At 70.3% G+C, this 13,853-nt stretch carries 18 protein-coding genes, 1 tRNA gene and 1 riboswitch; of the genes, 7 read left to right on the plus strand and 12 right to left on the minus strand.

The genetic code is table 11. The features are described from left to right. Positions 1-84 precede the first annotated feature (84 nt). Positions 85-144: riboswitch (guanidine-III (ykkC-III) riboswitch) on the plus strand. 29 nt (positions 145-173) lie between these two features. Continuing rightward, positions 174-494, plus strand: a complete 321-nt coding sequence (locus ABD339_RS15810; RefSeq protein ID WP_344566447.1) for a DMT family transporter — start codon at positions 174-176, stop codon at positions 492-494. 143 nt (positions 495-637) lie between these two features. Here the strand turns inward: ABD339_RS15810 and ABD339_RS15815 are convergent, their stop codons facing one another. Both ABD339_RS15815 and ABD339_RS15820 read right to left on the minus strand, forming a co-directional pair. Continuing rightward, a complete protein-coding gene (locus ABD339_RS15815; RefSeq protein WP_344566676.1) occupies positions 638-940 on the minus strand; it encodes a GroES family chaperonin in 303 nt (100 codons plus the stop codon). A gap of 73 nt (positions 941-1,013) precedes the next feature. Then, positions 1,014-1,337: a DUF3618 domain-containing protein gene (locus tag ABD339_RS15820; protein ID WP_344566449.1), complete on the minus strand. Its 324-nt coding sequence runs from the start codon at positions 1,335-1,337 to the stop codon at positions 1,014-1,016. A gap of 202 nt (positions 1,338-1,539) precedes the next feature. Here ABD339_RS15820 and bcp point away from each other — a divergent pair, with 202 nt between their 5' ends. The 3 genes from bcp to ABD339_RS15835 all read left to right on the plus strand — a co-directional run bounded on the left by bcp (position 1,540) and on the right by ABD339_RS15835 (position 3,796). After that, on the plus strand, positions 1,540-2,022 hold the full coding sequence (gene bcp, locus ABD339_RS15825; protein WP_344566451.1) for a thioredoxin-dependent thiol peroxidase: 483 nt from the start codon (positions 1,540-1,542) through the stop codon (positions 2,020-2,022). An 88-nt stretch (positions 2,023-2,110) separates the two neighbouring features. Then, positions 2,111-3,616: an MFS transporter gene (locus tag ABD339_RS15830; protein WP_344566454.1), complete on the plus strand. Its 1,506-nt coding sequence runs from the start codon at positions 2,111-2,113 to the stop codon at positions 3,614-3,616. Positions 3,617-3,714: 98 nt separating this feature from the next. Next, positions 3,715-3,796, plus strand: a tRNA-Leu gene (locus ABD339_RS15835). Between the two features lie 157 nt (positions 3,797-3,953). Here the strand turns inward: ABD339_RS15835 and rdgB are convergent. The 4 genes from rdgB to ABD339_RS15855 form a co-directional block, all read right to left on the minus strand. Next, positions 3,954-4,568, minus strand: a complete 615-nt coding sequence (gene rdgB / locus ABD339_RS15840; protein WP_344566456.1) for an RdgB/HAM1 family non-canonical purine NTP pyrophosphatase — start codon at positions 4,566-4,568, stop codon at positions 3,954-3,956. A 79-nt stretch (positions 4,569-4,647) separates the two neighbouring features. Then, complete coding sequence (locus ABD339_RS15845) at positions 4,648-5,028, minus strand: hypothetical protein (RefSeq protein ID WP_344566458.1); 381 nt, start codon at positions 5,026-5,028, stop codon at positions 4,648-4,650. A gap of 266 nt (positions 5,029-5,294) precedes the next feature. Beyond that, positions 5,295-6,020, minus strand: coding sequence for a ribonuclease PH (gene rph / locus ABD339_RS15850; RefSeq protein ID WP_344566460.1), 726 nt, complete (start codon positions 6,018-6,020; stop codon positions 5,295-5,297). A gap of 120 nt (positions 6,021-6,140) precedes the next feature. Beyond that, on the minus strand, positions 6,141-6,410 hold the full coding sequence (locus ABD339_RS15855) for a PTS sugar transporter subunit IIB (RefSeq protein WP_344566681.1): 270 nt from the start codon (positions 6,408-6,410) through the stop codon (positions 6,141-6,143). Positions 6,411-6,683: 273 nt separating this feature from the next. Between ABD339_RS15855 and ABD339_RS15860 the strand changes: the two genes are divergently transcribed. Continuing rightward, positions 6,684-7,919, plus strand: coding sequence for a PTS transporter subunit EIIC (locus tag ABD339_RS15860; RefSeq protein WP_344566683.1), 1,236 nt, complete (start codon positions 6,684-6,686; stop codon positions 7,917-7,919). 79 nt (positions 7,920-7,998) lie between these two features. Here the strand turns inward: ABD339_RS15860 and ABD339_RS15865 are convergent, their stop codons facing one another. Then, complete coding sequence (locus ABD339_RS15865; protein WP_344566462.1) at positions 7,999-8,349, minus strand: antibiotic biosynthesis monooxygenase family protein; 351 nt, start codon at positions 8,347-8,349, stop codon at positions 7,999-8,001. 315 nt (positions 8,350-8,664) lie between these two features. Between ABD339_RS15865 and ABD339_RS15870 the strand changes: the two genes are divergently transcribed. Next, the gene (locus ABD339_RS15870) at positions 8,665-9,906 is read left to right on the plus strand and encodes a PTS transporter subunit EIIC (protein WP_344566464.1); all 1,242 of its coding nucleotides are present in this window, start codon (positions 8,665-8,667) and stop codon (positions 9,904-9,906) included. A 145-nt stretch (positions 9,907-10,051) separates the two neighbouring features. Here the strand turns inward: ABD339_RS15870 and ABD339_RS15875 are convergent, their stop codons facing one another. After that, positions 10,052-10,813, minus strand: a complete 762-nt coding sequence (locus ABD339_RS15875) for an MBL fold metallo-hydrolase (RefSeq protein WP_344566466.1) — start codon at positions 10,811-10,813, stop codon at positions 10,052-10,054. A 231-nt stretch (positions 10,814-11,044) separates the two neighbouring features. Between ABD339_RS15875 and ABD339_RS15880 the strand changes: the two genes are divergently transcribed. Continuing rightward, a complete protein-coding gene (locus ABD339_RS15880; RefSeq protein WP_344566468.1) occupies positions 11,045-11,461 on the plus strand; it encodes a type II toxin-antitoxin system PemK/MazF family toxin in 417 nt (138 codons plus the stop codon). A 136-nt stretch (positions 11,462-11,597) separates the two neighbouring features. On the opposite strand, the gene ABD339_RS15885 is transcribed toward ABD339_RS15880, so the two are convergent. The 4 genes from ABD339_RS15885 to ABD339_RS15900 form a co-directional block, all read right to left on the minus strand. After that, positions 11,598-12,548, minus strand: coding sequence for a PLP-dependent cysteine synthase family protein (locus tag ABD339_RS15885; protein ID WP_344566470.1), 951 nt, complete (start codon positions 12,546-12,548; stop codon positions 11,598-11,600). Further along, on the minus strand, positions 12,548-12,835 hold the full coding sequence (locus ABD339_RS15890) for a MoaD/ThiS family protein (RefSeq protein WP_344566472.1): 288 nt from the start codon (positions 12,833-12,835) through the stop codon (positions 12,548-12,550). The genes ABD339_RS15885 and ABD339_RS15890 overlap by 1 nt, the downstream gene beginning before the upstream one ends. A gap of 235 nt (positions 12,836-13,070) precedes the next feature. Next, positions 13,071-13,202 (minus strand): putative leader peptide, encoded by a 132-nt coding sequence (locus ABD339_RS15895; protein WP_344566474.1) that lies wholly within the window; start codon positions 13,200-13,202, stop codon positions 13,071-13,073. A 79-nt stretch (positions 13,203-13,281) separates the two neighbouring features. After that, entirely contained in the window at positions 13,282-13,707 is a 426-nt protein-coding gene (locus tag ABD339_RS15900; protein ID WP_344566476.1) for a M67 family metallopeptidase, read from the minus strand. Positions 13,708-13,853 lie beyond the last annotated feature (146 nt).

Below are 13,853 nucleotides of genomic sequence, written 5' to 3' on the forward strand. Positions count from 1 at the left end.
CGCGCACCACCGGTGAACCGGAGGGTGACTTGGGCCACCACCCGCGCCCGCCCCCTTTGCTACGGTTCCAGGACCGGTCGGCCCGCGTGCGCTGACCGGTCCCGACGAGACGCGCCGTACCGGGCCCAGCGAAGACGACGCACCCCCGAAGTCCCACTCACGGAGGTGCCGTCATGGCCTGGATCCTGCTCATCGCCGCCGGTCTCGTCGAGGTCGCCTGGGCGATCGGACTCAAGTTCACCGAGGGCTTCACCCGGCTGTGGCCGAGCGTGTTCACCGTGGCCGGATTCGCCACGAGCATGGTGTTGCTGTCGCTGGCCGCCAAGTCGCTGCCCATCGGGACGGCGTACGGCGTATGGGTCGGCATCGGCGCGGCGGGGGCTGCCGTCATCGGCATGCTCGCCCTCGGCGAACCCGTCACCGCGGCCCGGATCTTCTTCGTCTGCCTGCTGCTGGTGGCCGTCGTCGGCCTGAAGGCCACCTCGGGCCACTGACCGGCCGGGCCGCCCGGCCCCCGCGAGCTGAGGGCCCTCACCTGTCGAGGGCCCTCAAAGGCCCCCGGCCCTCGCGGTCCGAGGGCTCTCACAGCTCAATCACGGGCTCAGCTCATCACGGGCTCTCACGACTCACAGGGCCCTTACAGGTACAGCCCTGTCGAGTCCTCCGAACCCTGGAGGCGTTCGGCGGCCACGGCGTGGAGGTCCCGCTCCCGCATCAGGTAATAGGCGACCCCCCGAACCTCCACCTCGGCCCGGTCCTCCGGGTCGTACAGCACGCGGTCCCCCGGCTCGACCGTCCGTACGTTCTGGCCGACGGCGACGACTTCGGCCCAGTCCAGCCTGCGCCCGACGGCGGCCGTCGCGGGGATCACGATGCCGCCGGAGGAGCGGCGTTCGCCCTCGCTGGTGTCCGTCCGTACGAGCACGCGGTCGTGCAGCATCCGGATGGGCAGCTTGTCATGGGGCGGGGAGGCAGGGGTCTCAGGGCTCACGGCACGACCGTATCTCAGCCCCTCAGCGGCGGCGGCGCCGAGCCGAGAGTGCGAACACACCGCCCACGAGGGCGACCCCGATGAGGGCGACGGGGACCACGCGCTCCAGCCGGGGCGAGCCCTCCTGGTCGACGAACTGCCCGCGTACGTCGGTGACGACGCGGTTGGCGGCGACGTACGCGCGGCCCGCGGTGCGGTCGAGCGCCGCCGCGGCCTTCGCCTTGGCGTCTCCCACGACCGTCTTCGGGTGAACGCGTACGGCGATCTCGTCCAGCGCCGCGGCGAGGTCGGCTCGCCTGCGGACGATATCCGCCTCGATGTCCGCGGGGGTCCTGGCTTCCGGCACCGAGCTGCCTCCGTCGCTGTCGCTGTCAGTCCTGCGTCCTACCGTGTTACCGGACATCCTGTCAGCTCGCCGGGCCCGACGCCCCACGGCACCCCCGATCGGCGCCACCCGGCTACGCTCGGGCAGGGTCCCACCGAGAGTGATCACGACCGGTGGGAGCCACTGTGAGAACCACCTGTGAACCAGCAGCAGAGGAGCCCCGATGAGCGAGCGACTTGAGCCCGGCGACACCGCCCCCGACTTCACGCTGCCGGACGCCGACGGGAAGGACGTCTCCCTCGCCGCGCACCGGGGCCGCAAGGTGATCGTGTACTTCTACCCCGCCGCGCTGACCCCGGGCTGCACGAAGCAGGCGTGCGACTTCACCGACAACCTCGAACTGCTGGCCGGCCAGGGCTACGACGTCATCGGCGTCTCCCCCGACAAGCCGGAGAAGCTGGCGAAGTTTCGCGAGCAGGAGTCCTTGAAGGTCACGCTGGCCGGCGACCCGTCCAAGGAGACGATGGAGGCGTACGGCGCCTTCGGCGAGAAGAAGCTGTACGGCAAGACGGTCACGGGCGTCATCCGCTCCACGGTGATCGTCGATGAGGAGGGCAAGGTCGAGCGGGCCCTCTACAACGTCAAGGCCACCGGCCACGTCGCCAAGCTCCTCAAGGACCTGGGCCTGGCCTCGTCGGACGCCTGATGAGCGCGTGCCCGCTGTCCTGAGCGCCCGATCGGCGGCAGGCCCCCTGGTGCCGTATAAGACGGGCGCCGTGCGGTACTCATGAGGGATGAACCACGAGGATCCGGCCCCCGACCCGGCTGCCCTCAAGCGGCACCGCAGTCTCTTCCGCGCCGTCAGACGGCGGATGCGCCCCCGCATCCGCCGCAGCGATATCACCGTCACGGACGAGAAGACGGTCCGCACGGCCACCAAAGCCGCCGCGGTCGGTAATGCGATGGAATGGTTCGACTTCGGGATCTACGCGTATCTCGCGGTCACCATCGGCAAGGTCTTCTTCCCGGCCGGCAGCACCCAGCTTCTCGCGTCCTTCACCGCCTTCGCCGCCTCCTTCCTGGTACGGCCGCTCGGCGGGCTGTTCTTCGGCCCGCTCGGCGACCGTATCGGGCGCAAAAAGGTCCTGGCCACGACGATGATCCTGATGGCGCTGGGCACCTTCTGCATCGGGCTCATCCCGTCCTACGCCAGCATCGGGCTCGCCTCGCCCGCGCTGCTGCTGACCTGCCGCCTGGTGCAGGGCTTCTCCACGGGCGGCGAGTACGGCGGCGCCGCCACCTTCATCGCCGAGTACGCGCCGGACAAGAAGCGCGGCTATTTCGGCAGCTTCCTGGAGTTGGGCACCCTCACCGGCTACACCGGCGCCGCCGCGCTCGTGCTGCTCCTGAACACCACGCTGGGCCCCGACACGATGCTCGCCTGGGGCTGGCGCATCCCGTTCCTGGTCGGCGGGCCGATCGGCGTCATCGGCCTGTACCTGCGGATGAGGCTCGATGAGACCCCGGCCTTCCAGAAGCGCGCCGCTGAGATGTCGCACCCGGTGGAGGCGGGCGTGGAGGAGGCCAGCACGCCCCGGCTCTCGGAGAACGTGCCGCAGAAGGAACTGAAGACGATCTTCGCCGAGCAGTGGCGCACCCTGCTCCTGTGCATCGGCCTGGTGGCGGCGTACAACGTCATCGACTACATGCTGCTGTCCTACATGCCCGCCTACCTCACCGACGCCCTCGGCTACAAGAACTCGATGGAACTGGTCGCGGCGATCATCGCCATGGTGGCGATGGCCCTGGTCCTCCAGCGGGTGGGCCACCTCAACGACCGCTTCGGCCGCAAGCCCGTGCTGATGGCGGGCATGGTCGGCTCCGCCGTCCTGACGATCCCCGCCTTCGCCCTGTTCCAGCAGGGCAGCTTCATCGCGGTCGTGGGCGGCCTGCTGGTGCTCGGCGCCTGCCTGGTCTGTCTGCTGGGCACGATGTCGGCGACGCTGCCCGCGCTGTTCCCCACGGATGTGCGCTACGGCTCGCTGTCCATCGGCTACAACGTCGCCACGGCGCTCTTCGGCGGTACCGCGCCCGGCGTGATGACGGCCCTGGTCGACTCGACCGGCGACAAGCTGGCCCCCGCGTACTACGCGTCGGGCGCCGCGGTGATCGGCATCATTGCCGTGCTGTGCATGAAGGAAACCGCCCAGCAGCCGCTGGAGGGCTCCCCGCCCTCGGTCAGCACCGACGAGGAAGCCCGCGCCCTCGCCCGAGCCCAGGCCAACGAGCCCACCTTCTGACCCCGCCCACCACCCCGCCGCGCCCGCCTCGCACGGTGCCGTGCCGATTCACCCCCGGCCCCGTGAGTGCGCGGGCGCGCGCAGTACGATATCTGCGCGCGCGAGTGCCGGAATTGGTAGACGGGACGGCTTTAGGTGCCGGTGTCTTCGGACGTGGGGGTTCGAGTCCCCCCTCGCGCACAGCGCACACCCGCGCACGCCCCGGCAGCCCCCGGCGCCCGATACGACCTCGCGCGCCCCTTGCCCCCGGCTTGGCCCGGCGCCGCGCGCCCCGGCCTTCTTGACCTTCCGCACTGCCGCGCGCCCGCGCTCCCGAGTGGCGCACGGCGCGCGGCCTTCAGTCCGCCGTCAGCAAGGTGCGGACGAGGGGGGCCAGGGCGCGGAATGCCTGGCCGCGGTGGCTGATGGCGTTCTTCTCATCCGGGTGCAGCTCGGCGCAGGTCCTGGTCTCGCCGTCGGGCTGGAGGATCGGGTCGTAGCCGAAGCCGTTGCCGCCTGCCGGGGTGTGGCGCAGGGTGCCGCGCAGGCGGCCGTTGACGACGCGCTCGGTGCCGTCGGGCAGGGCGAGGGCCGCCGCGCACTCGAAGTGGGCGGCGCGGTGGGCGTCCTCGATGTCGGAGAGCTGGGCGAGCAGCAGGTTCAAGTTCGCGTCATCGTCCCCGTGCCGGCCCGCCCAGCGCGCGGAGAAGATGCCGGGGGCGCCGCCGAGCACGTCCACGCACAGGCCCGAGTCGTCGGCGACGGCGGGCAGCGCGGTGGCCTGGGCCAGGGCGTGCGCCTTGAGGAGGGCGTTCTCGGCGAAGGTCACCCCGGTCTCCTTGACGTCGGGGATCTCGGGGTAGGCGTCGGCGCCGACCAGGTCGAGGTCGAGACCCGCCTCGGCGAGGATCGCCTTCAGCTCGGTGACCTTGTGGGCGTTGCGGGTGGCGAGGATCAGGCGCTGGGTGCTCATGGGCACCGATTATCCCGTCCGGCGCGGGCAGGGCACGTCATGGGGCGCCGGTGGGCCCTTCGTGCTGGGCCGGGCCCGGTCAGCCTGGGGTGCAGACCTTCGTCAGCTCGTCGGCCGCGTCGCCCACGGGACCGGTCCGGGGGGTGCGGCCCGCGTCCACGTCCGTGCGGACGCTGTCCACCGCGTCGCCGAGCTTGGTGACGGCCTTGCGCACATCTCCCTCGTCGGTCTCCTCCTCGATCGTCTTCAGGTTCTTGTCGATCTTGTCGAGGGAGCGCTTGGCCTGGGTGGGGTCCTCGCCCGCGTCGGACGCCGCCTGCTGGAGGTCGTCGGCCGCCTGGGCGACGGTGGCCGCCGTGTTGGCGCAGTCGAGCGCCTTGTCGACCGCGGAACAACCGGACACCACCGGTATGCCCAGGACGACAGCCGCCGCGACGGCGACAGTGGTCTTGCGGAGCACCGCTTCCCCCTCCGTTTTCCCGGCTCCCTTGGGCCGGCCCCCCGAAAAGCTGGTCGGACCGCACGGTTCGACACGTGCGGCCCGCACCCCTACAGACGTGCAAAGCGGGCGCAAAGTTTCCCTCCGCGCCCGACTGTTCCGGGCCGACCCCCTGACCTGCGGCGCCCCTCCGAAATTCGCGCCACGGCGAACACCGGAGCGGGCGGGAGCGGGCGGGCGGGAGCGGGCGGGCGGGAGCGGGTGAACGCCCCGGCGCCGTCGAACCGCTAGCGCCCCAGTGCCGTGCGCTGGGCCCCGTCCAGTTGGGCGCAGCCTGCCACGGCCAGGTCGAGAAGGCCGTTCAGTTCGGTCCGGGCGAAGGGGGCGCCCTCGGCGGTGCCCTGGACCTCGATGAAGTGGCCTTCGCCGGTGCAGACCACGTTCATGTCGGTCTCGGCGCGCACGTCCTCCTCGTAGCACAGGTCCAGCAGCGGGGTGCCGTCCACGATGCCGACGCTGACGGCTGCGACGGTGCCGGTCAGCGGCTGGGCCTTGGACTTGACGACCTTGCGTTCCTGCGCCCAGGCCACCGCGTCGGCGAGCGCGACATAGGCGCCGGTGATGGCGGCGGTGCGGGTGCCGCCGTCGGCCTGGAGGACGTCGCAGTCCAGGACGACGGTGTTCTCGCCCAGCGCCCGGTAGTCGATCACGGCACGCAGGGAGCGGCCGATGAGGCGGGAGATCTCATGAGTGCGTCCGCCGATCTTGCCGCGGACGGACTCGCGGTCACCGCGGGTATTGGTGGAGCGCGGCAGCATGGCGTACTCGGCGGTGACCCAGCCCTGGCCGCTGCCCTTGCGCCAGCGCGGGACTCCCTCGGTCATGCTCGCGTTGCACAGCACCTTGGTGTCACCGAAGGAGACCAGGACGGAGCCCTCCGCGTGCTTGTTCCAGCCGCGTTCGATGGTGACAGGGCGCAGTTCCTCGGCCGTACGGCCGTCGATTCGTGACATGAGGCGAGCCTATCCGGGCCCGCGGCACCGGCCGAACGCGACGGTGGGCGGGCCGAACACGGCGGCGGGCCGGGGAGGTTCGGCCGGGGGCCCGGCAGCGGCGCGCCCGCACGCCGCCCCTTACATCATGTCTTCGATGTCCGCCGCGATCGGGTCGGCGTCGGTGCCGATGACGACCTGGATCGCGGAGCCCATCTTGACGACACCGTGGGCGCCGGCGGCCTTCAGCGCCTTCTCGTCGACGAGGGAGGCGTCCTTGACCTCGGTGCGGAGCCGGGTGATGCAGCCCTCGACCTCTTCGATGTTGTCGAGTCCGCCGAGTCCGGCGACGATCTTCTCAGCCTTGGTGGCCATGTGCTTCTCCTGGTGTTCAGAGCCGGTGGACCTCAGGACACGTTTGTCACATTAGCCCACGTTCAGCCCATCTCTGCGGGCGCGCCTGTCCGCGCCCTGCCGACAGATGACGTTTAACTGGCGTCGCGGAGCACCCCCTCGGCCGCTCCGTGGACGTGCATTAGAGGTCTACACCAGTATGCGTCAACCGTCTGCACGGCCGGCCCCAGGGACCGACCGGTCAGGAGGAGGCTCGTGAGCGGCACCGTAGCCAACGCCCCGGGACCGTGGAAGAGGTGGACTTCCGGATTCTTCCCGGGCCTTCAGAAAATGGGCCGCAGCCTTCAGTTGCCCATCGCGGTGCTCCCCGCCGCCGGCATCCTCAACCGGCTCGGCCAGCCCGACATCTTCGGGGACGACGGGCTGGGCTGGACGGATGTGGCCAAGGTCTTCCTGGGCGCGGGCGGCGCGCTGCTGGACTCGGCGCTCGGATTGCCGCTGCTGTTCTGCGTGGGTGTGGCGATCGGCATGGCCAAGAAGGCGGACGGCTCGACCGCGCTGGCGGCCGTCACCGGCTTCCTCGTCTACTACAACATCCTCCACCAGTTTCCCGACTGCGCCGCCGGCGCGGTCTTCGATCCGGAGCAGGGCACCTGCCTCGCCAAGAACGGCAAGCCCGCCGGCGCGGAGACCTTCCAGAATCCCGGGGTCTTCGGCGGCATCATCGTCGGCCTGCTGTCCGCGTGGTTCTGGCAGCGCTTCCACCGGGTCAAGCTGGTGGACTGGCTCGGCTTCTTCAACGGGCGCCGGCTGGTGCCGATCATCATGGCCTTCGTCGCGCTGGCCTTCGCGGTGCTGTGCCAGTGGGTGTGGCCGCCGGTGGGCGACGCGCTCACCAGCTTCTCGAAGTGGATGTCGGACCTCGGGGCCTGGGGCTCGGGCATCTTCGGTGTGGCCAACCGAGCGCTGATTCCGGTCGGCCTGCACCAGTTCCTGAACACCTTCATGTGGTTTCAGTTCGGGGACTTCAAGAAACCGGACGGCACGGTCGTCCACGGTGACATCAACCGCTTCCTGGCAGGGGACCCGACGGCCGGCCAGTTCACCTCGGGCTTCTTCCCGATCATGATGTTCGCCCTGCCCGCCGCCGCGCTGGCCATCACCCACGCCGCACGGCCCGGCCGGCGCAAGGTGGTCGGCGGCCTGATGCTCTCGGTGGGCCTGACGTCGTTCGTGACGGGCATCACCGAGCCGATCGAATTCGCGTTCTTGTTCGTGGCGCCCGCGCTGTTCGTCATCCACGTGCTGCTCACCGGGGTGTCGATGGCGTTGACCTGGGCGCTGGGCGTGCACGACGGCTTCAGCTTCTCGGCCGGACTGATCGACTACGTCATCAACTGGAGCCTGGCGACCAAGCCATGGCTGATCATCCCGATCGGCCTGGGCTTCGCGGTGGTCTACTACGCGCTCTTCCGGATCGTGATCGCCAAGTTCGACCTGAAGACACCGGGCCGCGAACCGGAGGAACTCTCCGAGGAAATCGAGGACGAGAACACCCGCGCCTGAGACGGCCCCGCCGACCCGGGGCCCGTCGGCGACCGGGGCGGCGCCACCGGGCGACGCCACCGGACAGCGGCCGACGGGGTCACGCGCGCCGCCCGTGGGGGCGGTGGACCGAGCGGACCCGCGTGAGGGTCGGGTCGTATGCCTGCGCGATCGCCGCCACCTCGGCGATGTGTTCGCGGACGTCGGGGCGCTGGAGCGCTTCTTTGTACTGCTGCTCCCCGGCCCACTGCGCATAGTTGACGACGCGTTGACCGTCCAGGCTGACGTGCAGGTTCGCGGAGACGAAGCCGGGCACGGCCAGGAATACGCCGTTGGTCGCCCGGTCGAGGGCGTCGGCGAGCTCGTTCTGCCGTTCCGGGGCGACGGTGAAGACGTTCACCAAGGTGATCAGGTCGGCGTCGGCCGAGATTGTCGTTGTGGGGGTGCTCATGGTCGGTTCCTCCGGCGATCGGGCGGGCGGCGAAGAGCGAATGTCAGGACTTTGACATCAGTGACCGTAAATACGCGCCTCCCCCATGTCAAATTCCTGACATGGGGGAGGCGCGGCAGAGAGCGGACGGCCGGCGGCGCGCCGGCCTCCCGGGGACGCGGGCACGCGGTCGCGCATGCGGTCAATATCACGCGGAACTGGCCGTTCCATGCCGCGACATGGCCGTGCTACTAATGGTCTAAACCACCCTCGTGGACTAGACCATCAGCGGGCCTCCTCCCTGCGCGGCGCCCGCTTCATCTGGAGGAAACCGCAATGAGCACGGACACCGCTGCTCCCGCGAAGAAGCGGGGCTCCGGCCTGTTCCAGGGGTTGCAGAAGGTCGGCCGCAGCCTGCAGCTGCCGATCGCGGTGCTGCCCGCCGCCGGCATCCTGAACCGGCTGGGGCAGCCCGACGTCTTCGGCGACGACGGGCTGAAGTGGCACGACGTCGCGGCTGCCTTCGCAGGCGCGGGCGGCGCGATCTTCGACAATCTGGCGCTGCTGTTCTGCATCGGCGTCGCGATCGGCTTCGCCAAGAAGTCCGACGGTTCCACGGCGCTCGCCGCGCTCGTCGGATTCCTGGTCTACAAGAACGTCCTTGAGGCGTTCCCCGTGCACGAGGCCGTCGTCAAGGCGGGCGAGGACACCCCGGCCGTCTACAACGACCCGGGCGTGCTGGGCGGCGTGCTCATGGGGCTGATATCCGCCGTCGTCTGGCAGCGCTTCCACCGCACCAAACTCGTGGACTGGCTCGGCTTCTTCAACGGGCGCCGGCTGGTGCCGATCATCATGGCCTTCGTCGGCCTGGCCGTCGGCGTGCTCTTCACTCTCATCTGGGGCCCCATCGGCGACGCGATCACCTCGTTCGGTGAGTGGATGACGGGGCTGGGCGCGGCCGGGGCGGGCATTTTCGGTCTGATCAACCGTGCGCTGATCCCCGTGGGCATGCACCAATTCCTCAACACCGTCGCCTGGTTCCAGCTCGGCGATTTCAAGAATGCCTCGGGTGACGTCGTACACGGCGACATCGCGCGGTTCTTCGCGGGCGATCCGACGGCGGGGCAATTCATGTCCGGCTTCTTCCCGATCATGATGTTCGGCCTGCCGGCCGCCGCGCTCGCCATCGCCCACTGTGCCAAGCCGCACCGCCGCAAGGCCGTGCTGGGCATGATGATTTCGCTGGCGCTGACCTCGTTCGTGACCGGCATCACCGAACCGATCGAGTTCTCCTTCATGTTCATCGCGCCGGTGCTGTACGTGGTGCACGCGGTGCTGACGGCCGTCTCGATGGCGGTGACGTGGGCGCTGGGCGTGCACGACGGATTCAGTTTCTCGGCGGGCTTCATCGATTACGCCATCAACTGGAGCCTCGCCGAAAAACCCTGGCTGATCATCCCGATCGGCCTGTGTTTCGCGGCGGTCTACTACGCGCTCTTCCGCTTCCTGATCGTCCGCCTCGACATCAAGACCCCGGGCCGCGAGCCCGACGAAGAGGTCGAGGATCTCACCAAGTAGCGGAGCCCTCTCACTCCCGTCGCCCGTCCCCCGTCTCCCGTCGAAGAGGCGGGGGACGGTCTTTTATCGGCACGGTTCTCGTAGCCCGTTCCCGTCCCGCCCGCCCACCCGCCGGGCAGACGGGCAGACGGGCGGGCGCGCCCGCTCACAGTTCGTAGACCGCTCCGGGCCGCGCCATCTCCACCGGTCCGCCGAAGGCGGCCTTCGCGTCGCGCAGGTTGATCTGCGGATCCGTCCACGGCGGCACGTGGGTGAGGACGAGCCGTCCGGCGCCGGCCCGCGCCGCCGCCTCTCCCGCTTCGCGCCCGTTGAGGTGCAGCCCGGGGATGTGTTCCTTCCCGTCGGTGAAGGACGCCTCGCACAGGAACAGCGCGGCGTCCCGCGCGGCGAGTTCGAGCGAGGCGCAGGGGCCCGTGTCGCCCGAGTACGTGAGAACCTGGCCGCTGTCCTTGTGTTCGATGCGGAACGCGTAGGACTCCACCGGATGGTCCACCAGTTCCGAGGTGATCCGGAAGGGCCCCAGTTCGAAGCCGCCGTGCGGGGTGAGCCGGCGAAAGGCGAAGACCTCGCTCATCGAGGAGTCGGAGGGGGCGTCGGCGTAGGCGGTGGTGAGCCGTTCCTCGGTGCCGTCCGGCCCGTACACCGGCAGGGGGGCACAACGGCCGCCCTCGTGACGGTAGTAGCGCGCGACGAAATAGCCGCACATGTCGATGCAGTGGTCCGCGTGCAGATGGCTGAGCGCGATGGCGTCCAGGTCGTACAGGCCGATGTGGCGCTGCAACTCGCCGAGTGCGCCGTTGCCCATGTCCAGGAGCAGCCGGAAGCCGTCGGCCTCGACGAGATAGCTCGAACAGGCCGACTCCGTTGACGGAAACGACCCGGAACAGCCGACGACGGTGAGCTTCATTGAGCGGGAACCTCCGTTGGCGGCCTGCGGGGTGGTCCCCAGCCCGTGGACGGGACGTCGTGGACGAGGGGGAATTCCGAGCGTAAGCCGCGCGGGTCCGGCTGACTCCTCGGTAGAGCGCTGGTGTGGGCGGAATCACCAGCCCGGGGGTAGCGTCGTGCCGACTGCGGATCTTGGCAGGCCGTACATCGAAGCCGTACATCCCGAAGAGGCGGGGAAGGCGGGGCTCGGATGGATACGTCGTGGTGGCCGGCGCTCGGCGCGGTGGTCGTCCTGCTCGCCCTCGTGGCGGCGGTCGCGGACGGACGGGGGCGGCTCGGGCCCCGGCGCAAGGGCGCGGCGGACGCGGCGCGCGCCGCAAGGGCGCACGGTGCGCCGCTGCCCCGCCCCGGGGAGGTCTGGCGTACGAGCCTGCCGGACGGCCAGGAGCGGCTCTTCCTCGTGCTGGCGGTACGCGGCGACTCGGCGAGGCTCGCCCGGCTGACCTCCGAGCCCTCACCCGATCCGGTACTGCCGCCCCAGGACCCGTCCGGGCCCGCCTATCTGGCGGCGGACGGACTGGCCGAGGCGGGCCTCGCCCGGCTGCTGGAGCGCGTCGGCGAGGTGGACGCGCGGACGTGGGAGAACGTCAGGCATCTGGCCGAATGACCGGGTGGCCGGGCAGCCAGGTGGCCGAACGACCGGCTGGCCGGAGGCCCGGGTGGCCGTCGGTGCCGGGGCGTACGCCGATGCGGGGCCCGCACCGGCGTGCGCCCTGCCACAGTCCACGTGGCGCCGCGTCAGGTCATGCCCAAAGCTGGCCCTGTACGGCGGCTATCGCCTCATCCGTGGTCTCCGCCGTGTACAGGCCCGTCGAGAGGTATTTCCAGCCACCGTCGGCCACGACGAAGACGATGTCGGCGCTCTCCCCCGCGCGCTCCGCCTTGCGGCCCACCCCGATCGCCGCGTGCAGTGCGGCGCCGCTGGAGACTCCGGCGAAGATGCCTTCCTGTTCGAGGAGTTCGCGGGTGCGGGTCACCGCGTCCTCGGAGCCGACGGAGAAGCGGGTCGTGAGCACGGACTCGTCGTACAACTCGGGCACGAAGCCCTCGTCCAGGTTGCGCAGCCCGTAGACGAGGTCGTCGTAGCGCGGTTCGGCGGCGACGATCTTGATGTCGGGGCGGTGCTCGCGCAGATAGCGGCCCGCGCCCATGAGGGTGCCGGTGGTGCCGAGTCCGGCGACGAAGTGGGTGACCGAGGGCAGGTCGGCGAGGATCTCGGGGCCCGTGGTGGCGTAGTGGGCGCCCGCGTTGTCCGGATTGCCGTACTGGTAGAGCATCACCCAGTCCGGATTCTCGGCCGCTTTCTCCTTGGCGACACGTACCGCCGTGTTGGAGCCGCCGGCCGCGGGGGAGGAGATGATCTCGGCACCCCACATGGCCAGCAGCTGGCGCCGCTCCTCGCTGGTGTTCTCCGGCATGACGCACACGATGCGGTAGCCCTTGAGCTTGGCCGCCATCGCCAGCGAGATGCCGGTGTTGCCCGAGGTCGGCTCCAAGATGGTGCAGCCCGGGGTCAACCGCCCGTCCTTCTCGGCCTGTTCGACCATGTGCAGGGCCGGACGGTCCTTGACGGAGCCGGTCGGGTTGCGGTCCTCCAGCTTCGCCCAGACCCGCACCTCGTCCGAGGGCGAGAGGCGGGGAAGCCGGACGAGGGGCGTGTTGCCGACGGCGTCCAGCGGGGAGTCGTAGCGCATCAGCTCTGGGCCCCGGAGCCCCCGGCCACGGCCGGGAGGATCGTGACGCTGTCGCCGTCGCTCAGTTCGGTGGAGATGCCGCCCAGGAAGCGGACGTCCTCGTCGTTCAGGTAGACGTTCACGAAGCGGCGCAGCTCTCCTCCGTCCACGAGGCGGTCCTGGATGCCGGTGTGGCGGCTCTCCAGGTCGGCGAAGAGCTCACCCACGGTCGCGCCCGTGCCCTGGACTGCCTTCTGCCCGTCGGTGTAGGTGCGGAGGATGGTCGGAATGCGGACCTCGATGGCCATGGTGTGCTCCCGTCGGAGAGATCGGAGAGGAGAGAGGAGGGCTGGCTGTGCGGCTTGTGCGACTGTGCGGTGCTGTACGGCCGCCGGGCCGGTCCGCGCCCGCGGGACTGCGCTGTGCGGGTGTGCGGGTGCGGCGGTGGGTGCGGGACCTTGTGCCGCGCGGGGCGGCGGCGCGGGCCCGCCCGGGGGCCGGGCGGGCTCGGGCGGCGGCTGTGTCCAGCTGGTCCGGCCGGACCTACGGGAGCGGGGCCCGCTGGGCTCGGCGCGGACAGATCGCGCTGGCGAGGCGGCACAGGTCGACGTGCAGGCGCGCCACGAGCAGCGTGCCCGGGGTCTTGCCGAATGCGCTCACGTCGTGGACAACCATGGGCTCATCGTAACGATTCCCGGACGCGGTTCCGGATGCCGGTTTCAGCATGTGGTCCGTTCCGTCTCAGACTCGCGGATCAGTACGCCTCTACGAGCTTCACTTCCTCCTCGGTGACCTCACCGTCCACGATCCGGAACGAGCGGAAGGAGAAGGGGCCTTCGTCGTTGCCGCACTCGGCGGTGGAGACGAGGACATAGTGCGCGCCGGGCTCGTTGGCGTAGCTGATGTCGGTGCGCGAGGGGTACGCCTCGGTGGCGGTGTGCGAGTGGTAGATCACGACGGGTTCCTCGTCGCGGTCGTCCATCTCGCGGTAGAGCCTGAGCAGGTCGGTCGAGTCGAACTCGTAGAAGGTCGGGGAGCGCGCGGCGTTCAGCATGGGGATGAAGCGCTCGGCGCGGCCCTTCCCCGCCGGGCCCGCGATCACGCCGCATGCCTCGTCCGGGTGGTCCTGGCGGGCGTGGGCGACGATCTTGTCGTGCAGCTCCTGGGTGATGGTCAGCATGACCGCCAGGATATGCGTGCCCGCGCACACGGGTCCGGGCCCGCCCCCTCCCACCCCCTCCGCGCCCCTCACCGGCGGTGGCGCGGTCCGGGCACACGGAAGGGCCGGACCGTACGCGTGAGCGGTACGGTCCGGCCCCTGATGAG

It is taken from the genome of Streptomyces axinellae, from assembly GCF_039532135.1.
Taxonomy (GTDB): Bacteria; Actinomycetota; Actinomycetes; order Streptomycetales; family Streptomycetaceae; genus Streptomyces; species Streptomyces axinellae.